Raw genomic sequence first — 23,364 nt, 5'->3', positions numbered from 1 at the left:
GATGCCAATTCGAGACTGGCGTAATGCAATGAGTCGTTTTATCATTGAATTTGAGGAACGCCTCAGTAAGCATATTTAAAATCTAACAACGGGCAGTTACACAGAATCCGTTACAGGCTCGCACATCATTATGCCTAACCAGACTACTTTATCGTGGTTAGTTTTCTCATTAGTTATATCAAAAGCAAATACTAAAGCAACGCTGACTAGTACAGAGACTGCAATTCCGGAAATAGCATTCGAGTATAAAATTTTGAGCGCTTCTTTTCGCTCATTATTACTTAAATTGTTATATGGCACTAATTAAAACCTTTTTCAAAAACAACCCCTAGGAAATTAAGTAAACCATTTAGCAAATTACACTAATGCAATACTGGTAATACAAAGAGCTTAATAAGCCTTTACGCAGCTAAATAAAACTTTAATGTAAAGTAAATATAGTTTACGGGAGGGATAAAAAAAGTTTAAAAAGTAAAAAGGCCCAAAATAAATATTTATTTTGAGCCTTAAAATTATCAAGCAGGTTAAAGTGTTAACGACTTTACTTGCTGTTCTATAGATTTAACCTTCGAAATCGCTATCGTTATGGCGCTCTGCCATTTGCTCTTCTTCAGGACCCCATGTGCGATTTACGCGACGACCACGCTTAACAGCGGGGCGCTCTGATATTTGCGTAGCCCAGCGTACAACATGGGTGTATGAAGCAACATCTAAAAACTCTGCTGCATCATATAAAGCTCCAAGCACTAACGATCCGTACCACGGCCAAATTGCAATATCGGCAATTGAGTATTCATCACCTGCCATGTATTCATTTTCGCTTAAATGGCGATTTAACACGTCAAGCTGGCGTTTAGTTTCCATGGTAAAACGGTCAATAGGGTATTGCATTTTACTTGGTGCGTAGCTATAAAAATGACCAAACCCACCACCTAAGTAAGGCGCTGAGCCCATTTGCCAAAATAGCCAGTTACGACACTCTGTTTTAGCTTTTAGGTCTTTAGGTATAAGTACATCAAATTTTTCAGCCAAATACTGTAAAATAGAACCTGATTCAAAGATGCGAGTAGGCGGCGTGGTTGAATGATCCATTAGCGCTGGGATTTTTGAGTTTGGATTAATATCAACAAAGTCAGATCCAAACTGATCGCCATCACCTATGTTTATTAAATATGCGTCATAGTCTGCATCGGTGCAACCAAGCTGTAAAAGCTCTTCAAACATGATTGTAGCTTTTTGGCCATTAGGTGTCGCAAGAGAATAAAGCTGAAATGCGTGCTCACCAATAGGTAGAGTTTTGTCATGAGTCGCGCCTGCGATTGGGCGGTTAATGCTGGCAAACTTACCGCCACTTTCACTTTCCCACGTCCATACTTTTGGTGGCGTGTATTCGTTTTTATCACTCATAAATAACCTCTGTTAGATGAAATACATATATGGTAAATGTGGCCATAAAAAATTAATTAAAGGCCCTAATACTTAATTTACCGACCTTTTAATTTATCGGCTTTTGCTAATCTATAACCTAAAAACAACCCGCTTAGCGCTCCAAATAAATGGCTTTCAAACGATACATGATAGCGCTGAGGTAAAACACCCCATATAAAACCGCTATAAAGTATAGCCACTACAACTGCAATTATAATTGATTTTAATGAGCGTCTTACTAAGCCGTAGCATAGAATAAAGCCCCATAAACCATATATAACACCGCTTAAACCAACATGTATGTTACTGCGCCCAAATGCCCAAACTAAGATTCCACCGACTAGAGCGGTAAAAATAAATACGTTATAAAAACGTTTTACGCTGTACTGGCAAATTAGCCAACTTAACACTACAAATGGAATCATATTACTGGCGAAGTGCCACCAGCTACCATGTAAAAAAGGTGCGCATAGTATGCCAATTAAGCCTTGGATACTGCGTGGATATATGCCTAAACCATTTAGGTTTATACCAGGTAGGCTATTGATCACTTGTAATACGAAGCAAATAACAACAATACTAAAAATCGCGAAGCGGGTACTCGTTAGTAATGACAGTGTGGTTGGCTTGGTTGCCATATAATCGCCCTAATTGACTTTAAGAGTTGTCAGTATAGGAATTGTATTTGCTAATGAAAAGCAATTAAAAAAGCACAGCATAAAATGCTGTGCTTATTTTTAATTTTTACTCACTATTAACCTAGTTTAGTTAATAGTTTTTTTGCAGCTAGTTCAGAGCTTGCTGGGTTTTGACCGGTAATTACTAAACCATCTACTAGCGCTAATACGCCCCAGTCGTCAGTTTTTTGATAATCGCCGCCTTTTTTAATTAGCTCGTCTTCAACTAAAAATGGCACGATATCGGTAAGTTGTACTGCAGCTTCTTCAGAGTTAGTAAAACCAGTTACTTTTTTACCCGCTACTAATGCATTGCCATCAGCATCTTTAACATTTAAAAATGCAGCACTTGCATGGCATACCGCAGCAACAGGCTTTTGCTCTTTTACAAAGCTTTCGATAAGCGAAATTGAATCTGTGTTATCAACTAAGTCCCATAATGGACCGTGACCGCCTGGGTAAAATACAGCGTCAAAATCGCTAGATTTTACTTCACTCAACACTTTAGTGTTTGCCATAAGTGTTTGTGCTGCGCTATCGGCGTCGTAACGTTTAGTTGCATCTGTTTGAAAATCGACAAGTGTACTTGTCGGATCAATTGGTGGTTGACCGCCAGCTGGAGACGCTAATGTTACTTCAACGCCTGCATCAACAAATGCATAATAAGGGGCTGCAAATTCTTCTACCCAAAAACCTGTTTTTTCGCCAGTGTTACCAAGTTCTGCGTGAGATGTAAGAACCATAAGTATTTTTTTAGACATTGAATATATTCCTTCTGATGATTTGAATTAGTTTATCTTGCTTACCAATTACTATATGCACTAACAGAGCTTTAAACAACGATGATAAATTTAACTTTATTGGTTTAATAATTGATACAATAGAGGGGTTGAATTTAAAACACGCTACGGAGCACATATGAAGGTGTCGTTTGAGCAGTTAAAGAGCATGGTTGTATTTGCGCAAATTGTAGAGCAGGGCAGCTTAACCGCTGCCGCTAAACAGTTAGGGCTTACGCGAGCCGTAGCAAGTTATCATTTAAAAAAGTTAGAAACCCAGCTTGAAGTTACTTTACTAAATCGCTCAACTCGTACCATGGCGCTGACTGAGGCGGGCATTGCTTATTATGAGCGCTGTAGAATAATTACCGAACAAGCTAATGCAGCTAATCAGCAAATAGAAAATATAAAGAGTGAGCCACAAGGTTTACTTAAAATTAGCTGCCCTGTAAATGTGGGAATGCAGCTAATTGTGCCCGCAATAAATACGTTTAAGCGCCAATACCCTAAAATTCAAATAGACTTACAGCTTACTGACGATGTGGTTGATATTATTAAAAATGGGTTCGATTTTGCAATTAGGGGTGTGGCACTGAGTGACTCCAACTTGCAAGCAACCAAGCTTACTACAATGAGCACTTGTATTTGTGGCGCGCCGGATTACTTTACACATTTTGGTAAACCTAAAACACCTTTAGAATTGGCAGATCATGAATGGGTGGTTTATCAGCTAGGAAGTAAAACGTTAACACTTTCAAAAGATGGCAAAAAACACGACATTATAATGCAAGGCGGGTTAAGTACTAATAACGCAGCTGCACGTACTGCCTTTGTAGAAGCGGGGCATGGCATTGGGCGTATTCCGCTTTACGATGCGTGGCCTAAAGTACAAGCTGGGCTACTTGAAATAATATTAGATGATTATAAAAGCAAAGATATTGAACTGTACGGGGTATTTCCGCCAGGAGCTGCGGGATCTAAAAAACTACGATTATTTATTGATTACTTAAAAGCGTATTTTGTAAAACAGCATACCGCCTTAGGTATGCTGAAAAGCGTTTAATTATTTTCGCTTTTTAAATATTTATAAAGCATTTATAAAACACTTATAAAGTACGGCTAAATAATGCAACCGCTTGTTGATACATATTAATTGCAAGGGCTGCATCGTATCGCTCACCTTCATCACGCATAAAGGCATGTTGGGCATTAACTTCTTGCCATTGGTAATTAATGCCTGTGTTTACGCATTGCTGGTATATTTTAGTGCGGCCTTCTTGTGGCACATGCGGGTCTTGTTTACCCCATATAAAGTGAATTTCGCCTTGTATATCAGCCATGCGTTCAAATGAGTTATTACCTGATTTTGCCGGTAATGTATTGCTGTGAATATCAGTCGCGTATAAGCAAAAAGCCGCTTTAATTTCAGGATTAAGCGCCGCTCTGTAAGCTAAATGCCCGCCAATACATACGCCCATAGCGCCTACGGTACCTGTGCAGTAATGCTGCTGCTTTATAAAGTCGATCATGGCTTGCGTGTCGCTATCATGATGCTCAAGTGGTTTTGCCCACTTATCTGCATTGCCTTTATCTTTACCTGCATCGTCGTAAGCAAGCACAGTGCCCATAGGATTTAACTCGTGAAACACTTCCGGTACTAATACCACAAAGCCATGGCTTGCTAAAATAGCTGCGCTGCGTGCAATAGGTGCAGTTTGCTGAAAAATTTCAGAATAAAAAATAATAGCAGGGAACTGCCCTTGCGCCTGAGGGCGATAGATGGTTGTTCGCATTAAACCTGTAGGTGTTGGCAAGTCTACGTTATGTTGTTGAATTATCATAAAAGCGCTCAGTTAAATAAAATTATATATAATGATATGGTAACTGAGCGCGATAAAATAAACGACTTTTGTTGTCGAGTATTTATACCAACCTGCATAAATCTTTGATCAATTTAACGAATTAAATTTCACTATAACGTCGTTAAAAATTTTTTATTTAGAACAACTAGATAAAAAATTTTTGCCTAGTTCTAGCGTAATTTTCTTAACGTTAAATAGACCCCATATATAAGCAGATTAGTATTAAATACTTGCAGACATTTTATTACAACTAGCGTAATAACTTACGGTAGCCGGCCAATCTGAAAATATAGCCATTACACCCACGTCTTTTGCGAGTACATCAACGACCGTCATCATATCGCCATCGTTATCTATAACATCAGCAATTGATTGATAGTAATAACCACCACCTTCATTAAGCGGACCTGAGCGCTCAAGGCTCCATGCAATAAGCTCTAAACCTGCTGCTTTTGCGTCAATTGCGTATTGTGATGGCACGATATTATTTTCGTTATCTATTGTTAGCATCATCCAAATTGGAGGGACTAAAATTTTAACGCCGTCAGCCACAAGTTCATCCATACCAGGTTGCCATGTTTGTGGGTTACTTGGATCAAATCCGGCTTCACTGTCGCGACCATCTAGGTATACGCTTTTATCTGCAAAGTCAGGGTTAGTGTTAATCCAGTATTTTACGTCTTCAAGGTTAAACGATTGCGGGTAAACTTTTGAGGCTGGCACATTCATTTGTGTGTACTCGTCTAGCATTTTTTGCGCATATTGCTCTTGCGTCATTCCATCAAATGGCATACTTACTTGTGGCGATTTAAGTTCAGGGGTCATTTTTACACCCAGCTCATTAAACAGTGCAATGCTTTGTTTATGGGTCATCAATGTGCCGTTGGTGGCATATAAATCAGTGCGCCAATTTGGTGTACCATCCATGTAATCGGCAACGGTAGTTGCATTGGCGTTTGCACCATCCATTTTACCTTCAAGGGTTAAAAATTCCGCTAAGCTTATATCACTGGTACAACATTTTGCAGAAGCAGCAACACCATTAGCGGGGTCTGCTGGTGTAAATGGCACACTGCATTTAGCTGCAAGCTCAGGGATGGCTAAAATATTAGTTGTGGTGTGTAAGTCGCATTGGGAGTGGCGACATACTAGTTCTTTATCGTTTGTAAATGTAACATCGCATTCAACAATGCCTGCGCCCATTCTAGCTGCAGCAATGTAGGCTTCTTTGGTGTGCTCAGGATATTGCATTGATGCACCGCGATGACCAATAGAAAAGTCGGTGCGGTAAAAAGGACCTTCACTGCATGACTCTAATTGTGTTTTTAAAGCGCTGTCGCTCATATCATTGACTAAATAATACGGACGAGTGCCTAGTTGAATATCTGGCGCACTACCACTTGGTACTTCTACAATAACAGGCGTAGGTACTTCAACAATCTCAACTTCGGTGTTGGTAACAACCACTTCTTTTTCTACTATTTCTACATCGTCGTCGCAGCCAGCAAGTGTGGCTAACAATATACAGCCTGTAAGTAAGGTAATACGTTTCATTGTTTATCCTTAAAAAGTAAAATTTGTACTACCTTAATGATTATTAATGACAATTTAGCTACAAGTTTATTAATTTACTTTTTATTAAGCATTTGATTCACTAATAATGCACCTAACATTATAGCTGCACCAATACTTAACCTAACTATGTCAGCATCTCTGTTCCAAATAAGCACGTTAACAATAATCCCTGCTGGGATAAGTAAGTTATTCATGACTGCCAGAGCTCCAACGTTGACGAGTGTTGCGCCTTTATTCCACATAAAGTAACCAAGGCCTGATGCAACAACCCCTAAATAAATCAGTATGCCCCACTGAGTAGAAGTGGTTGGTAATTTGTTTGAATTACCAAATAATGCATAACAAATTGTGGCAATAATAAGTGCGCCTATAAAAAACCATCCAAATACGGTTTTATCATCAAGCTTATTGTTCATCATTAAGCGTTTATAGGTTACTTGGCCTACAGCAAAACTTATGTTCGCACCTTGAACTAATAATAAGCCAATTATGAAATTGCTATTTAGGTTTTCGTAACGAATGGTAATTGCACCAATTACAGCAATAAGTGCGACTATAAAAAAGCGTGGGTTAAAATGTTTGTTCAATGCATCATTTAGCAAGGTAATGTACAAAGGAGTCATTACTGTAAATAGCAGTACTTCGGGGACGCTTAAAAATAAAAAGGAGTGGTAGTAAAAGCTATACATAACACCAAGTTGTATAGCGCCAATCAGCATGAGCTTTAAGGCTAAAGGTTTAGGTGTTTGTTTAAACTTTAAAAAGGGTAAAAATACCAGAGTGGCTAGTGCTATGCGAATTAACACACTAAACCATGCATCAACCTGGCCAGCTAAATACACGCCAATTAAACTAAATGAAAATGCCCAAAGTAAAGTTACTGCAAATAAGTACCGCATAGCCGTCGTCTTTAAATAATTAATGGCAGCAGTTTATCTGTTATAAATTAATGTATAAACAATAAAAGCCCGCAAGCGGGCTTTTATAAAAGTGAGCTTAATAAATTAAGTTATTTATTCAACTAAACCACGGCGCTTAAGTAGTGCGTCGGTAGTTGGTTTTTGACCTCTAAACTCAATGTAGCTTTGCATTAAGTCGCGGCTGTTACCTTTTGATAGGATTTCTTTACGGAACTTATCACCATTTTTACGTGTTAAGCCGCCGTTGTTTTCCATATGTGCAAAGGCGTCTGCTGCAAACACTTCAGTCCATAGGTACGCGTAGTAACCCGCTGAATAACCACCTGCAAATGTGTGGCTAAAGAAGTTTGATTTGTAACGTGGTGGAACAGGGTAGTAAGCAATACCGTGTTTTTCTAGCGCGTCTTGCTCAAACTTTTGAACGTCAGCTACTTTTTTATCAGAACCAAATGAATGCCATTCCATATCAAGTAGTGCAGCGGCTAAGTATTCAGTAGTGCCGTAACCTTGGTTGAATTTTTGCGATTCAAGTACTTTATCAAGTAAAGCTTGTGGAATTGGCTCACCTGTTTTGTAATGCTTAGCATAGTTTGCAAGTACTGTTGGTTCAATCATCCAATCTTCATTTGCTTGTGACGGAAACTCAACAAAGTCACGCGCCGTTGCAGTACCCGCTAGGCTTGGGTATTTAACATCTGAGAATAACCCATGTGCAGCATGACCAAATTCATGGAACATAGTAGACACTTCGTCAAACGTCATTAGCGTAGGCTCGCCTGCAGCAGGTTTTGGAATGTTCTGCGCATTGTAAATAACCGGTTTAGTGCCTTTTAAGCCGCTTTCGCTAACGTATGCACTCATCCATGCGCCGCCACGTTTACCTTCACGTGCATATGGGTCTAAGTAAAATAAACCAATAGCGCTGCCATCAGCGTTAAATACTTCGTATACGGTTACATCTTCATGATAAACAGGAAGATCTTTACGTTCTTTAAACGTAATACCGTATAGTTTGTTCATTGCAAAGAATAAGCCATCGTGAATAACTGATTGCATTTCAAAGTATGGTTTAACAAGTGCTGGGTCTAAGTTGTACTTTTCTGCACGTACTTTTTCAGCATAAAAAGTCCAATCCCATGGTTTAAGCTCAAAGCTTTCGCCTGAATCGTTAATCACTTTTTGAATAGCGGCTGCTTCAATCTTTGCTTTTTCAACTGCTTTTGGTGCTAGGTCATCAAGGATGCCGTAAACGTTTTCAGTTGTTTGCGCCATACGCGACGTCATTACATAAGAAGCCCAATCTTTGTAGCCTAAAAGCTCTGCTTTTTGAGCGCGTAGGTTGGTTTCTTTAATAATAATAGGGCCGTTAGTTTTTGCTGCACGGTTTGCAGAGGCTTTAAAAATTCGCTCACGTAGGTCGCGGTTTTCAAGGCTACTTAAAATTGGTTGTTGCGTTGTATTTACCAAAGTGATCATGTAGCCGTCTTTGCCCGCTTTTTTAGCTGAAGCTGCAAGGCCTGCAATTTCGCCTTCAGAAAGACCCGCTAATTCACTTTTATCTGTAACTACAATAACGTCTTCTTTAAACGATTTTAAAATGTTTTGTGAAAACGCAGTAGATAGCTGAGCTAGCTCTGAGTTAATTTCACGCATTTTAGCTTTTTCAGCGTCATTTAATTTAGCACCTGCTTTTACAAACTGCTTGTAGTAAAAATCAACTAGGCGTTTATCTTCTGCGTTTAATTTATCTTGATTGTCGTAAATTGTTTGTACGCGCTTAAATAATTCACCGTTTAAGTAAATATCATCTGAGTGAGCAGATAATACAGGCGCCATTTTTTCATCAATACGCTGGTATTCAGCATCTGAAATTAAACCAGATAAGTTATAAAAAGCAGCCGATACGCGATTTAATAGATCACCTGACAATTCCATTTTAACTAATGTGTTTTCAAATGTTGCTGGAGCAGGGTTATTAGCAATGGCTTGTACTTGTGCCGTGTGCTGTGCGATACCTGCATCGAATGCAGCTTCGTAGTCTTTTGTACCAAATTTATCAAACTCTGGTGCCATATATTGCAATGGGCTTGGCTTAAATAAAACATTGTTTGCGTTCATGTCTTGCACTTGTGCTGCGCCTTCTTTTGCCATGTTTTGTGTATCGTTAGATGAACAGGCCGATAATATTAAGGCACTAGCAATAGTAGTGGCGATCAGGGTTTTACGCATAATAACTCCATAGAAAGATTAGCCGGAATAGGCTTTGCGAGTCGAAAAACCTAGTTAACTTATCAAATTTTGGCGTTTATACAATAAAGTTTATCGGTATTAAGGGGGATTTGAACGCAAATTAGCTAATATTTAGCTTTAAGGGAGGTAAAAGTAGCTCTAAAAGTAAACACCTGAGCTACTTAATAAGTCGTTGAGTCATAATTGCTTAGTTATATCCAAGTACAAATTTTCTCTCAGAGCCAAAGTTGCTAGGTCGTTGTTGGCCAAACTCTTTGTTGATAGATGCCAGTGTTTGCTCTTGTTCTGCAAGAAGGCACAAAATTTTATTTCGGTAATCTAGGCTGCTTTCAAATAAATGTAAGTCTACCTGCGGCTGTAAAGTAGCGAGTCTTTGATTTAAAGTAAGTTGTGTCATATGTGATCTCCAGTGCTTGTACACTATTTATATAGCACTCGGTGCAATAAAGAGTTAATAAATTGTTCATAAAAAGTATATTGAACTTATTAACTTGGCGTTTTAGTTATATTATGACTGCTAAACTTACCCAACACTGAACCGCTTTCACTTTATAGCGATTTAAATTTAAAGCGCTCCTTTGCTTGTTTTGGAAAATAAATGACCTTAGAACACATAAACCAAATTCTTGCCTTTGTTGTATTTAGTTACAGCGATGTACACATTACCGTAGCGAAAATTATTAAAGTGCCTTTAATACTTTTCGCTATTTGGTTTATTGTGACGCGTATTGGCAAGCTAATAACAAAAACATTATTGGCAAAAAAGTTAAGCCAAGATGCCGTGCATTTATTTACACGTATCTACTTTATTTTAAGTATCGCTATTTTAATTTTTACATCTTTAGAAGTATTAAGCATACCGCTTACTGCGTTTGCTTTTGTTTCAGGTGCAATAGCCATTGGTGTAGGCTTTGGTGCTCAAAATATTATTAATAACTTTATTAGTGGCTGGATACTAATGTGGGAACGCCCAATACGTATTGGTGACTTTTTAGAGGTAGGCAATGCAAAAGGCGTGGTAGAAACAATTAATACTCGCTCAACGCGTATTCGCCGAAATGACGGCGTACATATGCTTATTCCTAATTCTCAATTGCTCGAAAATACAGTAACAAACTGGACGCTAATAGATGGCAATGCACGCTCATCGGTCAGTGTAGGCGTTGCGTATGGATCAGACGTGATACTGGTTAAAAAGCTTATTCAGCAAGTGCTTGATGATCATGAAGCAATTTTGGCTAATCCAAAGTCATCGGTGTTACTTGATGACTTTGCAGATAGCTCGCTCGTATTTAACGCTATTTTTTGGGTGTGCGCCGAGTCTGAAACCATGCTTAGAAAAGTACGCAGTGATATTCGTTTTAGTATTTACGCTGTATTTGAAAAGCATGATGTAGTGATTGCTTTTCCGCAGCGTGATATTCATATCGACGGTGAAATTGCATTTAAGCGCTCATAGTTCAAATATAGTAAATATTAAAAGTCGCTCTTGGGCGGCTTTTAATAAAAACACAGGTGTTTCTATTTTAGGTTAACATGTAAAACAATCCCTTCTTCCTACTCCATTTTATCAAATTCAAGAAAGGACATATGTCCTTAATATTGGGATTTTGCATCTAAATAGTGATAAAAACACGTGATTTTGTAGTTAAATGTTGCAAAAAAGTTTCTAATTATGTCTATATTTATGCAGTAAAATTGTCACACAATGGTATAATCTTAATCGTTCGTTCAGCCTTATAACATCGTTTTTGTACTCTCGGTAATAAGGTCCGCGCGCATGACGCAAGTCGCGAAAAATTGAACGAGCCCGCAATGAATACATTGCGCAACACAAAAAACCGTTGAACAAGAGTGCACAAAAAAGGTTAAACCCAACATGAAAGCAATGAAAAGATCTACGTTAGCTACCCTAATCAATGCAACGTTGTTCTCTGCAGTAGCAGGTACTTCATTTTCTTCTTTAGCTGCTGAAGAAAAAACAGCTAAAAAAAGTAATCAACTAGAAGTTATTCAAGTAACAGCTCGTAAACGTGTAGAAAACGCTCAAGAAGTACCAGTAGCAGTATCTGCTCTACAAGGTGATAACCTTGATGCGTATAGCTCAGCTGGTATGGATATTCGTTTTTTAAATGCGAAAATTCCAAGTTTATCTATTGAATCTTCATTTGGTCGTTCATTCCCACGCTTTTACGTTCGTGGTTTAGGTAATACCGATTTCGATTTGAATGCATCACAACCAGTATCACTTGTTGTTGATGAAGTCGTTCAAGAAAATGCAATTTTAAAAGGCTTCCCAGTATTTGATGTTGAACGCGTAGAAGTATTACGTGGTCCTCAAGGAACTTTATTTGGACGTAACACGCCAGCTGGCCTTGTTAAGTTTGATACTGTTAAACCAAGCCAAGAATTTGATGGTTATGGCTCTGTTTCATACGGTAGCCGTGGCGCTGTAGACACAAGTGGTGCTGTAGGTGGTGCTTTAACTGACCGTTTATCTGCTCGTGTTTCATTATTATGGCAAGATAAAGACGATTACATTGATAACCAAGCTCCAGGCTTTGAAGCTAAAGACGAGCAAGGTGGTTACACTGAAAAAGCGGCACGTGTTCAGTTTTTATATGAAGGCGACGATTTTACTGCTTTATTAAACTATCACACACGTGATTTAGATGGCTCGCCAATTGCCTTTCGTGCAAATGTAATTAAAACGGGTACTAACGAGCTAGTAGATAACTACGAAAGTGATGTTGTTTATCAAGATGCGGCATCTCGCTCTACTCAACAAGTAGAATCTGAAGGTGCAAGCTTAAAGCTTGAGTGGGAACTTAAAAATCACACAATTACTTCAATTTCTGCATGGGAAAGTGCTGAAATATATTCGCGCGCTGATATCGACGGCGGTTACGGTTGTGGTTTTTGTGGACAAGATAATGGTCCAAGTTTTGTACCATTTGAATCTGAAAGTGCGGATGGTATTCCAGATCACGACCAGTTAACCCAAGAACTACGTTTATCTAGTAACTTTGATGGTGATTTAAATTATCAAGTAGGTGTATTTTACTTTGATGAAGAGCTGACAATTGAAAACTTTAATTATAACACCGCTGATAATGGTGTATTAAACGGTTATGTTGAGCAGCAACAAGACACAACAGCATGGGCAGTATTCGGCTCTGTTGATTATGTAGTATCTGATGATTTAAAAGTAACAGCTGGCCTTCGTTATTCTGATGACGATAAAGATTTTGTAGCAAACCGTACTCTTAGCCCAATTGGCGGTGGTGCTTTACTAGTAGAGCGTGATGTTAGTGACGACCATGTTAGCTGGGACTTATCTGCAAATTATAAAGTAAACGATGATGTTAACTGGTACGGCCGTGTAGCAAACAGCTTCCGCGCACCTAGTTTACAAGGTCGTATTTTGTTTGGTGATGATGTAACAACAGCTGAGTCAGAAACGGTAACATCGTACGAAACAGGTATTAAATCAGACGTGTTAGATGGCCAAGGTCGTGTTAACGCGACTGTGTTTTATTACACAATGGACGACCAGCAACTTACTGCTGTAGGCGGTGGTGCTAACTTTAACCGTTTAGTTAATGCTGATAAAACGACTGGCTATGGTTTTGAGTTAGATACGCAGTGGGTATTAAGCGATGAGTTTAATGCAACGTTTAACTTAAGCTACAATAAAACTGAAATCAAAGATAGTAATCTAAGTATTGCAGCTCCTGACCGTTCAACGTTAAATATTACAGACCCAGTAGTAGACGGTAAAGTATTTCTTGATGGTAATAGCTTACCGCATGCTCCTGAGTGGATCTCTAACTTTACGCTTCGCTACACTAAAGAACTTGCCGATGGTAACTTTTTCGCAAGCGGTGATATTTCTTATCGCAGTAAAATCAATATGTTCCTTTACGAATCAGTAGAGTTTGAAGGTAAAGAGCTTATTGAAACAGGTTTACGTACAGGTTACACATGGTCTGAAGGCGATTACGAATACGAAGTAGCCGCTTTTGTTCGTAACTTATTTGACGAGCAACAAGTTATTGGAGCTGTAGACTTTAATAACAATACGGGTATTGTTAACGAAGAACGTTACGTAGGTGCTGAGTTTAAAGTTAGATTTTTCTAACTAATAGCTAGAAGTATTTATTTTAAAAGCCTGCATTGCGCAGGCTTTTTTATTTGTATAACCCCTTTTAGAGCTGCTAAAGTAGCGCCTAATTGGTTTATTTAAAGAGAAGAGCAATGGCTGGATTTTGGAATTACCGTGTAATTTTTTGTGAAGCAACGAAAGATGAAGCAGCGCAATATCAAATACACGAAGTAGAATATAACCTGAACGGTAAAGTGACTAACTGGTCAGAAACAGGCGCAGCCCCTTTTGGTACAACACTTGATGAGTTGAAAGATGACTCAGATCGTTTAAAAACAGCATTTGAAAAGCCTGTACTTAAAGTTATGCGTAAAACGCGTGGCTACGAGCTTGTTGATGTTGAAACAGGTGAGGAAGCAACGGGTGAGCCACCAGCAGGCTTAACGCAATAACAACAATTTAATAAAAGGTGCTTAAGGCGCCTTTTTTATTGTCAAAATTTGGCTTAGGTTAAATAAGGAATGAGGATGACATTAGAAGCAGTATTATTTGATATGGATGGCACATTAGTTGATTCAGAAAGCATGCACTTTGTATGTTGGAGTAAACTACTTAAGCCTTATGGTGTTAGTTATTTAGAAAGTAATTTTTGTCAGCGCTTTTCAGGACGACCCACTTTAGAAGCTGCAATCGAGATTAAGCAAGAGCATAACTTATCAGTAAGCGCACAGTTTTTAGCGGATGAAAAATACCGTTTATTTGGCGAATATGTAATAACACATTTACCACCACTGATGCCGTTTACTGAGCAAACGTTGAAAGCTGTAAAAGCGAGTGGCTTAAAAATGGCGCTAGTCACGGGCAGTGCTAAAAGTGAAGCTATGCCAATACTTAAAGGTTTAGGATTTTATGAGCTGTTTGACACGGTGGTAACAAAAGACGATGTAACTAATCCTAAACCTGCTGGAGACCCATATTTACTGGCACTTAAGCAGATAAATATACAGGCAGGCAATGCAATAGCCGTTGAGGATACATTTACCGGCGTTACGGCGGCCAACAACGCCTTGTTACGTGTTGTAGCCATTGCTAATAGCCACACAAAAGATCACGATTTTAGCCAAGCTACCTATAAAATGAGTAACTTAGATGAGTTTTGGCAATGGGTGCAATCTCAACTATAGTTTAAGCCAACTTTTACTTGCTTGGATGCGCCAATGTTTACTATTAAATACCTGCTTTTAATTGTTGTTGTACTTTTTACGCAATGTATAAGTGCAGCACAACCCTCTGTTTTACTGGCTAAAGTATATAACGAAACTAAACATTACGATGTAAGTAAGTATTTAGTCAGTGAAAAATATGATGGCGTAAGAGCTATATGGACCGGCACGCAGTTTGTTACTCGTAAGGGCAATATTATTAATGCGCCGAGTTGGTTTACAGCGCCATTGCCAAATGTATGGCTTGATGGTGAGCTATGGACCAAGCGTGAGCACTTTTCTAAGCTTAGTGGCATAGTAAGAACTAAAAAACCTAATAATCATGATTGGCAAACTATTACTTATAAAGTATTTGATATGCCAGATGAAAATCTGCCTTTTAGCACTCGTTATAAAAACTATAATGAGCTTATTACTAGCCTAAACTCGCCGCACATTAGCGTTGTAGTTCAATATAGCTTTACTAATAATGAGCAGCTCACAGAGTATTTTGAAAACATAACTAAGCAGGGCGGCGAGGGCATAATGCTTCATTTGGCCAGTGCTAAGCACAGCAATGGTCGAAGCAATGCATTGCTAAAATTAAAACCTTATTTAGATGCAGAAGCGATTGTAATTGCGCACTTACCAGGTAAAGGAAAATACCAAGGTATGTTAGGGGCATTAAGGGTAAAAACAGCACAAGGGCAGGTGTTTTCTATTGGTACTGGGTTTAGTGATGCAGAGCGCTCCACTGCGCCTGAGATAGGTAGCACTGTAACGTACCGATTTCATGGATTAACAAAAAACGGTTTACCGCGTTTTGCTAGTTTTTTACGAGTAAGAGATAGTTTATAACATTTATAATTTTTACAAAGTGTGCTAAATTGCGCGGCCTTTTTGGTAATGTGTGGTGAAGTATGTTTGTAGGTTTTGATTACGGTAGTTCTAATTGTGCTATGGGTGTAATGAGCGAGGGCAATGTTCAATTAGTACCGCTAGAGCAAGGAAAACATTACTTACCGTCTACACTTTACACTCATCACAGTGCCTTAGTTGTTGACTTTGTTGCTAAGCATTTACATGGCACAGCCCATGAGCATGACTTTTTAACACAGCGCCAAGCATTATTAAATACCTTACCTCGTATTAAGTCAGACCTTGATTTACAGCCTTCAGATGAAACCCTATTTATTGGTCGTGAAGCGATTAGCGAGTACGTGCAGTTCCCTGAAGAAGGCTACTTTGTTAAGTCTCCTAAATCATTTTTTGGTGCAACAGGTTTAAAGCAAGGTCAAATTAACTTTTTTGAAGATATCGCAACCGCGATGATCTTAAAAATTAAGCAACGCGCTGAGCTCTCTTTAGGTAAAACACTTACACAAACAGTGATTGGTCGCCCAGTAAACTTTCAAGCTGTGGGTGGTGAGCAATCAAATCAACAAGCGGTCGGTATTTTAGAACGCGCTGCTAAACGCGCTGGTTTTAAAGACGTAGAGTTTTTATATGAGCCACTTGCTGCGGGTATCGATTACGAGAGTGATTTAACTCAAGATCAAAAAGTACTTGTTATTGATATTGGTGGTGGTACGAGTGACTGCTCGTTTGTACAAATGGGCCCGAGTTTTAGAGGAAATAGCCAGCGCGATGGCGATTTTTTATCTCACAGTGGTAAACGTGTTGGCGGAAACGATTTAGATATTGCTTTGAGCTTTCATGGTTTAATGCCGTTACTGGGCTTAGGCAGTACGTTTAAATCAGGTCTACCTTTACCTAATCAAGCGTTTTGGCAAGCGTGTAAAATTAACGATGTAAATTTACAAAGCCAATTCTATAGTGAAAGCCATACCCGAGAGCTAAATGCACAATTACGTGATGTAAGTGCACCTGAGCTTTATAAGCGTTTAATACATTTACAGCAAAACAAGCAGGGTCATCAGTTAGTACAACAAGGTGAAGCGGCTAAAATAGCACTTTCGTCAGCTAGTGCGTTTGATTGTGATTTAAGCTTTTTAGATAGTGGGCTGAATAAAAATGTATCGGTAAGCGATTTAGCTGTTGCCGTTGAGAGTAGTATTAGCCAAATAGTTACTTTAGCAAAACAAGCAATCAGCGACGCTGCGACCACGCCAGACATTATTTACTTAACAGGCGGTAGTGCACAGTCACCATTGATTAAAGCGGCTTTAAGTGAGCACTTAGGTAATATAAAAATGGTTAACGGGGACCACTTTGGTAGTGTAACTGCTGGCCTGACTAAATGGGCCAGCATGCTTTATAAATAACCTAGATTACAATTGAGGTTTAAAGATCTATTTGTCGGGTTGCGAGGTATTTTTCGTAATCTGGCAATGTACGTTCAAGCTCTACATCCATAAGTGGTGAGCTTAATAACATATCTGCACTCACCTCATTACACGCCACCGGAATATTCCAAACAGCGGCTAAACGCAGCAGTGCTTTAACATCAGGGTCATGAGGCTGTGATGCTAATGGGTCCCAAAAAAATATCAAAACATGTATCTCATGTTCAGCTATTTTAGCGCCAAGTTGTTGATCGCCGCCCATAGGACCACTTAATAGCTGAACCACATCAAGTCCCGTGGTTTTTTGAATTAAATGCCCGGTAGTACCTGTGCCATATAAAGTGTGCTTACTTAGTATTTCTTTGTGCTTTTCACACCATAATTTTAATGCTGCTTTTTTACCGTCGTGGGCAACTAAAGCAATATTTTTTTGTGCGGGAAGAGATTGTGTTTTTTGTTCCATGCTGATTCTTTTTTATTAGTTAGCTTAAACTCTGGGTAATAAATCTCTTAACCAAAGTGCAGGTTAGTTAAAATAATAGATTGATAGCAAGGGCTATAAATACAATGCCGGTGATCCTATCAATCCAAAGTTGGCTATTTGGGTTACGTCTAAAAAACTGTGCAATTTTGTCGCCAAAATAAATATACGTGCAGTCAATCGGAAAAGCAAAAATAGGGTAAAGCAAGCCAAAAAAAGCGAGTTGAAAAGTAGCAGATGAAAGCGTTGGATCTACAAATTGCGGAATAAATGCAATAAAAAACAGCGCCACTTTAGGGTTTAGCACTTCAGTCATCATGGCTTGAAACATGACATTACTTTTTTTACTGGTACTTATATGCGGTTTATCGGTTTGCTTGTCATCAGATATAGGCTCTGGCTGCTTTAGCGTGCCTTTAATCATCATAAATCCCAAATAACATAAATATGCTGCGCCTACATATTGCACTGCGGCATAGGCACTTGGGGAAGCTTTTAGGACTGCGCTTAGGCCTACAACAGCAAATAGAGTATGAATAACCCCACCTAATGCAAAACCAAAAGCACTTTGCATACCGGCGCTTCGACCATTAGCAAATGTTTGTGCCATCAAAAATGCATTTGATGGCCCAGGTGCTACAGCCATTAAAAAGCTGGCTAATAAAAACGAGGCTAAAAAATCAGGATTGATCATTGAGCGCTTTTAGTTGGGTGTAAAGTATGTGCTTTTTTGCTCATTAAAATAATCCAAAGCGGAACTAGTAATAATAAGTGAAAAGCAATTAACCACGGTGTACTTAACCCCAAATATTGGGTTAAAACAACGAGTATACTCGCGCCACTCATTTGCATAGCACCAAGTAATGCCGAGGCTGTGCCTGCTTGTTTAGGAAAACTCGACAGAGCCATACCTGCAGCTGAGCCTAAACTTAGAGCAAAGCCTAATGCTGCAATTAAAATAGGTAACATAAGCGCAAATGCCGTCTCTATACCGCTAAGGGCTAGCATTAAAACACCTGAAAAAACCAGTACACTCACACCGACACGCAAAGCACGTTGGCTATTTCGTTTAATGTACGTTGGTAAAATAAAACTAGCGACAATACTTATTACGGCATTTAACGTAAACCAAAAAGTAAAGTCGGCTACAGTGCCGCCTAAATGCGTAATAAGCCAGCCTGGAGCTAGCGTCACATAAACTAATATCGCCGACATTGAGACCATGCAAATTAGGCTATTAAACAAAAATACCGGTGTTTTTATAATAGGTGTAAAGCGACGTAAATCTAAAATATGCCCCTGATAATGGCTATCAGCAGGACGAGTTTCTCTAAAAAAGAATAGCGTAACAACAAGGCCTACAATGGCAAACGCGGTTAAAAACATAAAGTTCATACGCCAGCCAAATTGTACGGTAAGCCAAGCCCCTAAAATAGGTGCCATTGCCGGAATAAAGCACACAATCCCGTTAAGGTAAGTGATCATTTGTCCACTTCGTTCACTACCATATTTGTCACGTACTATCGCAAATGCGACAACAAATGTGGCACAGGCTCCAAAACCTTGAAGAGCACGTGCAATCATCAATACTTCAAAAGAAGGCGAGTAATAGGCAAGTAATGCTGAGCCTGCATATAAACTTATACCTACTATAGCCACTGGCTTTCGGCCAAACCTATCGGCCAAAGGCCCCGCAATTAATTGGCCTAAACCTACTGTTAGCATAAAAATAGCAACGGTTTGCTGAACTTGTTGTTCTGTAACTGCAAATTGTTCTGCAATAGTAGGAAAAGCGGGTAAGTAAATATCGATTGCCATAGGGCAAAATATAACGAGTAACGCTAGGATAAGTAACAAAGTCATATTAGGTTTAGCGGGCTGTGTTTGCATTGAGTCTCCTTTTGCCGAGTATTTTAGGTGGGCACTCGTAAAAAAGAAAGGGCTTATGACCCCTGCATAGGTTGTCATTTTTATTTTTTGATTGGATTAAGCTAAAAAGGCAGCGTAAATGCACTTTTTAAAACTGGTCTGATGTGTTAATTTGAAAAAAGTGACTGTTGATGGAAAATAATAATGAGTAATAAATCTGCACTTGTACAAACATGGCATAAATTTAAGCGCCTACCTTTTGGGAATTGGCTTTTTACTAAAGCTGTTTGCTTTAAAGCGCCATATTTTGGTTCAATGAAACCTTACGTGCTCGACCTTCGAGAAGGGCATTGTAGTGCGTTGGTTAAAAATCGTCGCAGCGTTCATAATCATATTGGAACTATTCATGCTATTGCGCAGTGTAACTTAGCTGAATTGTGTGCAGGTGTAATGGTTGATGCAACAGTGCCAGTTAAAACGCATCGTTGGATCCCAAAAGGGATGACAGTTAGGTATTTGGCTAAAGTAGATACAGATGTAAGAGCAGTCGCTGAAATTGATTTACCGCATAAGTGGATTGATAAAGAAGACTTAGTAGTACCGGTTAAACTGTATAATACCCGCAATGAGCTTGTTTTCACTGCAGATATTACTATGTATATTACTGAAAAAAGGTAGCTTACGTTAAGCTGATTTTACTTAGTTTTTATCAGCGGCTTGTTTATTTACAAACGATAAGTCGCTGCCATCTTCCTTCAACAATGCTTTAACTTCTTTTGCAGGTTTAAGCTCTTTCGAAATTAGTTCAGGCTCTTCTTTTTCAAAGCGTTGCTTTAAACTGCCTTCAATTACTGCACCTGCATCAATACTCAATGTATCGTGAAACACATCGCCATGAACATGAGCGCCACTTTGTACCTTTACTTCACTAGCATTAATTGAGCCAATAACTTTGCCTTTAACAATAACGCTTTTAGCTTCAACAATACCTTCAACAACACCCGTTGAGCCAATAACTAAATGCTCCACTTTTATATCACCATCAATGCGGCCATCAAGCTGTACTTCACCTTGGCTAACTAAAGTGCCTGTAAGGCGTACGTCTTCAGAAATAATAGACGGTGTGTGATTTACTCTTTTTAAATTAGAGCTAACTGTTTTTTGTTTTTTTCTACCAAACACGAGAAAGCGCCTTTGTTATTTTTAGAGGATTGACTTGTTTACCGTTAAGTAATACTTCGTAGTGTAAATGAGTACCTGTACTTCGGCCGGTGCTGCCCATTAAACCAATTACGTCATGTTTAGTGATTAACTGACCTTTTTTTACTTTAATTTTATTTAAGTGTCCAAATCGAGTCACTAAGCCATTTTTATGTTCAAGCTCAATAAAGTTACCATAACCACCATTGCGACCGGCACGAAGCACTACAGCGTCTGCTGGGGCAAATATCTCGGTTTTATGCCAACCGGCTAAATCAATTCCTTTATGAAAGGCATGATTACTATTCATTGGATCTTTTCTAAGACCAAAACTACTCGAAATATAATATTTAGCTTTAGCTAAGGGGAGGGTGTTTGGTAGTTCAGTTAAAAAGTTTTCTAAATTATTTAATGCTAATAACTTATCAACGATGGCTAAAAAGTGGCTTGGAATTTTTGTTTCGTTAAATGTATCAAGTGGGCCACCTTGTGCGGTTGTTTGGGCACTTAATATTAAGTGTTGCTCAAGCGCAGACTCAATTCCTGCGCCTTTAACCATAGCTAAAATGGCTTGATGACGTTCACTAATTTGGTTATCTAAATAGGTAAAGCTTTGTTCATAATGATTATTTAAGTTGGCCACTCTTGTTGCGAATGTAATTGGAACGATTAACTGCACCTGCTTACTTTTTGGATTTTCATCGACTAATGGTTCGTGAAATTCATTGCTGCTTTCATTGATTGGCACGTCAAGATCTGTATCAAGCTTAATAACGTCTTTGCTAATCGAAGCGGGAAGGGACTCTATCATGCTTTGCAGTAGCGCCTGCTTTTGCTCAAGTATTGCAAGTTGCTCTAACTGCGTTGCTTGAAGGGCTTGTTGCTCACTGACTTTTTGTTGCCATAGCGTTTGCTCGGTTATTTGATTTTGTTCTATGTCAGATATTTTATTTGTTTGTGTATAAACACGAAAGCTCGAAATACTCAGCCAAATAAAAGTGGCTAAAATAAGCGATGCTACAAGAAGTTGAAACCAAGAGGCTAAAACAACATGCTTAACTTCGCCATTTTGGCGAATAAGTAGCTGACGAGCTGGGAAAAATTTATGATAAAAAGACTTTATAAATACTGACATGGCATATAAACACTGGCTATTAACCGAATTAAGATAGCAATTTGAGTTAAAAAAGCTAGAAAAAAATTGTAACTGTTCAAAAATTAATAAAAAAGGGCTGCTTTTAGTAAGCAGCCCTTTTAATAATTATTTTTAATACTCGTATTACTTTGTAGGCAGTACTGTGCTCTCTACAGAGCCAAAACCTATGCGTGCATAGCCTTCTTTTTCACACCAGCCGCGCATAATAACGTTATCGCCATCTTCTAAAAAGCTACGTTGTTCGCCATTGCTTAGCGTAATTTTTTCTTTACCGCCACGAGATAGTTCAAGTAAAGAACCCGCTTCTTCGTGCGTTGGACCAGACTGAGTGCCCGAACCTAACATGTCACCTGGCATAAAGTTACAGCCATTTACTGTGTGGTGAGTAACCATTTGTGCCACAGTCCAGTAAGAGTGCTTAAAGCTAGATGTTGATACACGCGTTGGGTTATGGCCTTCGCTACGCATTTTTTGCGTTTGGATTTTAACATCCATTTGAATATCAAAAGCACCTTGGTCGCGATTCGCTTTTGACTCTAAATAGTCCATAGGCTGTGGATCGTTTTCATCACGCGTCCAGCTTGTTCTATAAGGCGCTAGCGCTTCGGTTGTAACAATCCAAGGCGATACAGTTGAGGCAAAGTTTTTAGCTAAAAAAGGACCAAGCGGTTGATATTCCCAAGCTTGTAAATCGCGAGCTGACCAATCGTTAAATACACAAAAGCCAAATACGTGGTTTTCTGCATTTTCGATAGCGATTGCATCGCCCAGTGCATTGCCTTTACCTAAGTAAATACCCAGCTCTAATTCGTAATCAAGACGTTTACAAGGACCGAATGACGGCACTTCTGCATCAGGCGCTTTAGTTTGGCCTTTAGGGCGATGAAATGTTTGACCCGATACGTCAATAGATGAAGAGCGACCATGATAACCAATAGGTACCCATTTATAGTTAGGTAGTAATGGGTTATCAGGGCGAAATAAACTACCCACAGCTGTAGCATGATAAATAGAAGTGTAAAAGTCAGTGTAATCACCGATGCGACAAGGCAAAGAAAACTCTATATCAGACTGTGCAACCAATGTATCGCTAAGTGCTTGTTGGTGCTCAGAGCCTGCTCTTAGTGCTTTTGAAAGGGCTAAACGAAGTGCTGACCAATACTGCCCCCCTAAACCCATAAATGTATTTAGAGTTGCTTCACTTGCTGCATCAGCGGCTGTTTTAGCGTCACCTGTTAAAACATTTAATTTACTCAGTTTTGCTAAATCAATTACTTGGTTACCAATTGCAACACCACCACGAAAGGCCTCATCAGACCCTTTACGGCGAAACTCTGCAAACGGTAAGTTTTGAATAGGGAAGTCGCAATTATCAACATTAGCTGACTCTACCCAGCTGGTTAAATTAATATCGTGGGTTTCGTTAATTAGGCTCATTACATTTCCTTTGGATTTTACTGTATGGCGACAAGGTATAGTTTATTTAATCATACTTGTACTTGGCGCCATACTTTTTAAATATTAAAACGACAAAAAGCAGCGAAGTTCGCTGCT

The 23,364-nt window shown here is 39.0% G+C and carries 22 protein-coding genes; 8 read left to right on the top strand and 14 right to left on the bottom strand.

The genetic code is table 11. The features are described from left to right. Window positions 1-561 precede the first annotated feature (561 nt). The 3 genes from yghU to I6E70_RS10710 all read right to left on the bottom strand — a co-directional run bounded on the left by yghU (window position 562) and on the right by I6E70_RS10710 (window position 2,866). Entirely contained in the window at window positions 562-1,407 is an 846-nt protein-coding gene (gene yghU, locus I6E70_RS10720; protein ID WP_007581288.1) for a glutathione-dependent disulfide-bond oxidoreductase, read from the bottom strand. A gap of 77 nt (window positions 1,408-1,484) precedes the next feature. After that, window positions 1,485-2,066, bottom strand: coding sequence for a rhomboid family intramembrane serine protease (locus I6E70_RS10715; RefSeq protein ID WP_197188679.1), 582 nt, complete (start codon window positions 2,064-2,066; stop codon window positions 1,485-1,487). Between the two features lie 116 nt (window positions 2,067-2,182). Continuing rightward, the gene (locus I6E70_RS10710) at window positions 2,183-2,866 is read right to left on the bottom strand and encodes a type 1 glutamine amidotransferase domain-containing protein (RefSeq protein ID WP_165726437.1); all 684 of its coding nucleotides are present in this window, start codon (window positions 2,864-2,866) and stop codon (window positions 2,183-2,185) included. A 157-nt stretch (window positions 2,867-3,023) separates the two neighbouring features. Between I6E70_RS10710 and I6E70_RS10705 the strand changes: the two genes are divergently transcribed. Continuing rightward, window positions 3,024-3,947 carry a LysR family transcriptional regulator gene (locus tag I6E70_RS10705; protein ID WP_197188678.1) on the top strand — a complete coding sequence of 308 codons (924 nt, stop codon included), beginning with the start codon at window positions 3,024-3,026 and terminating at the stop codon, window positions 3,945-3,947. A gap of 43 nt (window positions 3,948-3,990) precedes the next feature. Here the strand turns inward: I6E70_RS10705 and I6E70_RS10700 are convergent, their stop codons facing one another. From I6E70_RS10700 to I6E70_RS10680, 5 genes are all read right to left on the bottom strand, one after another. Further along, complete coding sequence (locus tag I6E70_RS10700) at window positions 3,991-4,725, bottom strand: dienelactone hydrolase family protein (protein ID WP_197188677.1); 735 nt, start codon at window positions 4,723-4,725, stop codon at window positions 3,991-3,993. 243 nt (window positions 4,726-4,968) lie between these two features. Then, window positions 4,969-6,300 (bottom strand): glycerophosphodiester phosphodiesterase family protein, encoded by a 1,332-nt coding sequence (locus I6E70_RS10695; RefSeq protein WP_197188676.1) that lies wholly within the window; start codon window positions 6,298-6,300, stop codon window positions 4,969-4,971. Window positions 6,301-6,374: 74 nt separating this feature from the next. Next, the gene (locus tag I6E70_RS10690; protein WP_024604670.1) at window positions 6,375-7,220 is read right to left on the bottom strand and encodes a carboxylate/amino acid/amine transporter; all 846 of its coding nucleotides are present in this window, start codon (window positions 7,218-7,220) and stop codon (window positions 6,375-6,377) included. A 114-nt stretch (window positions 7,221-7,334) separates the two neighbouring features. Next, a complete protein-coding gene (locus I6E70_RS10685) occupies window positions 7,335-9,470 on the bottom strand; it encodes a M3 family metallopeptidase (protein WP_197188675.1) in 2,136 nt (711 codons plus the stop codon). Between the two features lie 208 nt (window positions 9,471-9,678). Then, complete coding sequence (locus tag I6E70_RS10680; RefSeq protein ID WP_197188674.1) at window positions 9,679-9,888, bottom strand: hypothetical protein; 210 nt, start codon at window positions 9,886-9,888, stop codon at window positions 9,679-9,681. Between the two features lie 201 nt (window positions 9,889-10,089). Between I6E70_RS10680 and I6E70_RS10675 the strand changes: the two genes are divergently transcribed. From I6E70_RS10675 to yegD, 6 genes are all read left to right on the top strand, one after another. Further along, entirely contained in the window at window positions 10,090-10,950 is an 861-nt protein-coding gene (locus I6E70_RS10675) for a mechanosensitive ion channel family protein (protein ID WP_197188673.1), read from the top strand. A gap of 420 nt (window positions 10,951-11,370) precedes the next feature. Then, the gene (locus tag I6E70_RS10670; protein WP_024607158.1) at window positions 11,371-13,632 is read left to right on the top strand and encodes a TonB-dependent receptor; all 2,262 of its coding nucleotides are present in this window, start codon (window positions 11,371-11,373) and stop codon (window positions 13,630-13,632) included. Window positions 13,633-13,748: 116 nt separating this feature from the next. Beyond that, window positions 13,749-14,048, top strand: a complete 300-nt coding sequence (locus tag I6E70_RS10665; RefSeq protein ID WP_101217785.1) for a hypothetical protein — start codon at window positions 13,749-13,751, stop codon at window positions 14,046-14,048. A gap of 75 nt (window positions 14,049-14,123) precedes the next feature. Continuing rightward, the gene (locus I6E70_RS10660; protein ID WP_197188672.1) at window positions 14,124-14,780 is read left to right on the top strand and encodes an HAD family hydrolase; all 657 of its coding nucleotides are present in this window, start codon (window positions 14,124-14,126) and stop codon (window positions 14,778-14,780) included. A gap of 33 nt (window positions 14,781-14,813) precedes the next feature. After that, a complete protein-coding gene (locus I6E70_RS10655) occupies window positions 14,814-15,656 on the top strand; it encodes a DNA ligase (RefSeq protein ID WP_197188671.1) in 843 nt (280 codons plus the stop codon). Between the two features lie 62 nt (window positions 15,657-15,718). After that, window positions 15,719-17,083: a molecular chaperone gene (gene yegD, locus I6E70_RS10650; protein ID WP_007581315.1), complete on the top strand. Its 1,365-nt coding sequence runs from the start codon at window positions 15,719-15,721 to the stop codon at window positions 17,081-17,083. Between the two features lie 19 nt (window positions 17,084-17,102). Here yegD and I6E70_RS10645 read toward each other — a convergent pair whose 3' ends face one another. The 3 genes from I6E70_RS10645 to I6E70_RS10635 all read right to left on the bottom strand — a co-directional run bounded on the left by I6E70_RS10645 (window position 17,103) and on the right by I6E70_RS10635 (window position 19,475). Further along, window positions 17,103-17,567, bottom strand: a complete 465-nt coding sequence (locus tag I6E70_RS10645; RefSeq protein ID WP_002958191.1) for a methylglyoxal synthase — start codon at window positions 17,565-17,567, stop codon at window positions 17,103-17,105. A 67-nt stretch (window positions 17,568-17,634) separates the two neighbouring features. Next, window positions 17,635-18,279, bottom strand: a complete 645-nt coding sequence (locus I6E70_RS10640) for a LysE family translocator (RefSeq protein ID WP_101164159.1) — start codon at window positions 18,277-18,279, stop codon at window positions 17,635-17,637. After that, window positions 18,276-19,475, bottom strand: coding sequence for a multidrug effflux MFS transporter (locus I6E70_RS10635; protein ID WP_101164158.1), 1,200 nt, complete (start codon window positions 19,473-19,475; stop codon window positions 18,276-18,278). Before I6E70_RS10635 ends, I6E70_RS10640 begins: the two co-directional genes overlap by 4 nt. Window positions 19,476-19,658: 183 nt before the next feature. Between I6E70_RS10635 and I6E70_RS10630 the strand changes: the two genes are divergently transcribed. Next, window positions 19,659-20,132 (top strand): hotdog fold domain-containing protein, encoded by a 474-nt coding sequence (locus I6E70_RS10630; RefSeq protein ID WP_007581322.1) that lies wholly within the window; start codon window positions 19,659-19,661, stop codon window positions 20,130-20,132. 21 nt (window positions 20,133-20,153) lie between these two features. Here I6E70_RS10630 and I6E70_RS10625 read toward each other — a convergent pair whose 3' ends face one another. The 3 genes from I6E70_RS10625 to fahA all read right to left on the bottom strand — a co-directional run bounded on the left by I6E70_RS10625 (window position 20,154) and on the right by fahA (window position 23,247). After that, on the bottom strand, window positions 20,154-20,636 hold the full coding sequence (locus I6E70_RS10625; protein WP_007581324.1) for a bactofilin family protein: 483 nt from the start codon (window positions 20,634-20,636) through the stop codon (window positions 20,154-20,156). Next, window positions 20,626-21,789: a M23 family metallopeptidase gene (locus I6E70_RS10620; protein ID WP_197188670.1), complete on the bottom strand. Its 1,164-nt coding sequence runs from the start codon at window positions 21,787-21,789 to the stop codon at window positions 20,626-20,628. Before I6E70_RS10620 ends, I6E70_RS10625 begins: the two co-directional genes overlap by 11 nt. A 144-nt stretch (window positions 21,790-21,933) precedes the next feature. Then, window positions 21,934-23,247: a fumarylacetoacetase gene (fahA, locus tag I6E70_RS10615; protein ID WP_197188669.1), complete on the bottom strand. Its 1,314-nt coding sequence runs from the start codon at window positions 23,245-23,247 to the stop codon at window positions 21,934-21,936. Between the last annotated feature and the right edge of the window lie 117 nt (window positions 23,248-23,364).

This window comes from Pseudoalteromonas sp. NGC95 (assembly GCF_015864705.1).
GTDB classification, from domain to species: Bacteria; Pseudomonadota; Gammaproteobacteria; order Enterobacterales; family Alteromonadaceae; genus Pseudoalteromonas; species Pseudoalteromonas arctica.
The sequence above is the reverse complement of the archived record's forward strand: the minus strand, read 5'-3'. Positions and strand labels throughout refer to the sequence as shown.

What these genes read in the sequence shown, in the direction of transcription:
- I6E70_RS10695 (WP_197188676.1), bottom strand. Translation starts at nt 6,300, where the DNA reads ATGAAACGTATTACCTTACTTACAGGCTGTATATTGTTAGCCACACTT.
- I6E70_RS10705 (WP_197188678.1), top strand. Translation starts at nt 3,024, where the DNA reads ATGAAGGTGTCGTTTGAGCAGTTAAAGAGCATGGTTGTATTTGCGCAA.
- yegD (WP_007581315.1), top strand. Translation starts at nt 15,719, where the DNA reads ATGTTTGTAGGTTTTGATTACGGTAGTTCTAATTGTGCTATGGGTGTA.
- I6E70_RS10690 (WP_024604670.1), bottom strand. Translation starts at nt 7,220, where the DNA reads ATGCGGTACTTATTTGCAGTAACTTTACTTTGGGCATTTTCATTTAGT.
- I6E70_RS10640 (WP_101164159.1), bottom strand. Translation starts at nt 18,279, where the DNA reads ATGATCAATCCTGATTTTTTAGCCTCGTTTTTATTAGCCAGCTTTTTA.
- I6E70_RS10665 (WP_101217785.1), top strand. Translation starts at nt 13,749, where the DNA reads ATGGCTGGATTTTGGAATTACCGTGTAATTTTTTGTGAAGCAACGAAA.
- I6E70_RS10710 (WP_165726437.1), bottom strand. Translation starts at nt 2,866, where the DNA reads ATGTCTAAAAAAATACTTATGGTTCTTACATCTCACGCAGAACTTGGT.
- I6E70_RS10685 (WP_197188675.1), bottom strand. Translation starts at nt 9,470, where the DNA reads ATGCGTAAAACCCTGATCGCCACTACTATTGCTAGTGCCTTAATATTA.
- I6E70_RS10630 (WP_007581322.1), top strand. Translation starts at nt 19,659, where the DNA reads ATGAGTAATAAATCTGCACTTGTACAAACATGGCATAAATTTAAGCGC.
- I6E70_RS10680 (WP_197188674.1), bottom strand. Translation starts at nt 9,888, where the DNA reads ATGACACAACTTACTTTAAATCAAAGACTCGCTACTTTACAGCCGCAG.
- I6E70_RS10675 (WP_197188673.1), top strand. Translation starts at nt 10,090, where the DNA reads ATGACCTTAGAACACATAAACCAAATTCTTGCCTTTGTTGTATTTAGT.
- yghU (WP_007581288.1), bottom strand. Translation starts at nt 1,407, where the DNA reads ATGAGTGATAAAAACGAATACACGCCACCAAAAGTATGGACGTGGGAA.
- fahA (WP_197188669.1), bottom strand. Translation starts at nt 23,247, where the DNA reads ATGAGCCTAATTAACGAAACCCACGATATTAATTTAACCAGCTGGGTA.
- I6E70_RS10620 (WP_197188670.1), bottom strand. Translation starts at nt 21,789, where the DNA reads ATGTCAGTATTTATAAAGTCTTTTTATCATAAATTTTTCCCAGCTCGT.
- I6E70_RS10635 (WP_101164158.1), bottom strand. Translation starts at nt 19,475, where the DNA reads ATGCAAACACAGCCCGCTAAACCTAATATGACTTTGTTACTTATCCTA.
- I6E70_RS10655 (WP_197188671.1), top strand. Translation starts at nt 14,814, where the DNA reads ATGTTTACTATTAAATACCTGCTTTTAATTGTTGTTGTACTTTTTACG.
- I6E70_RS10660 (WP_197188672.1), top strand. Translation starts at nt 14,124, where the DNA reads ATGACATTAGAAGCAGTATTATTTGATATGGATGGCACATTAGTTGAT.
- I6E70_RS10700 (WP_197188677.1), bottom strand. Translation starts at nt 4,725, where the DNA reads ATGATAATTCAACAACATAACGTAGACTTGCCAACACCTACAGGTTTA.
- I6E70_RS10715 (WP_197188679.1), bottom strand. Translation starts at nt 2,066, where the DNA reads ATGGCAACCAAGCCAACCACACTGTCATTACTAACGAGTACCCGCTTC.
- I6E70_RS10645 (WP_002958191.1), bottom strand. Translation starts at nt 17,567, where the DNA reads ATGGAACAAAAAACACAATCTCTTCCCGCACAAAAAAATATTGCTTTA.
- I6E70_RS10670 (WP_024607158.1), top strand. Translation starts at nt 11,371, where the DNA reads ATGAAAGCAATGAAAAGATCTACGTTAGCTACCCTAATCAATGCAACG.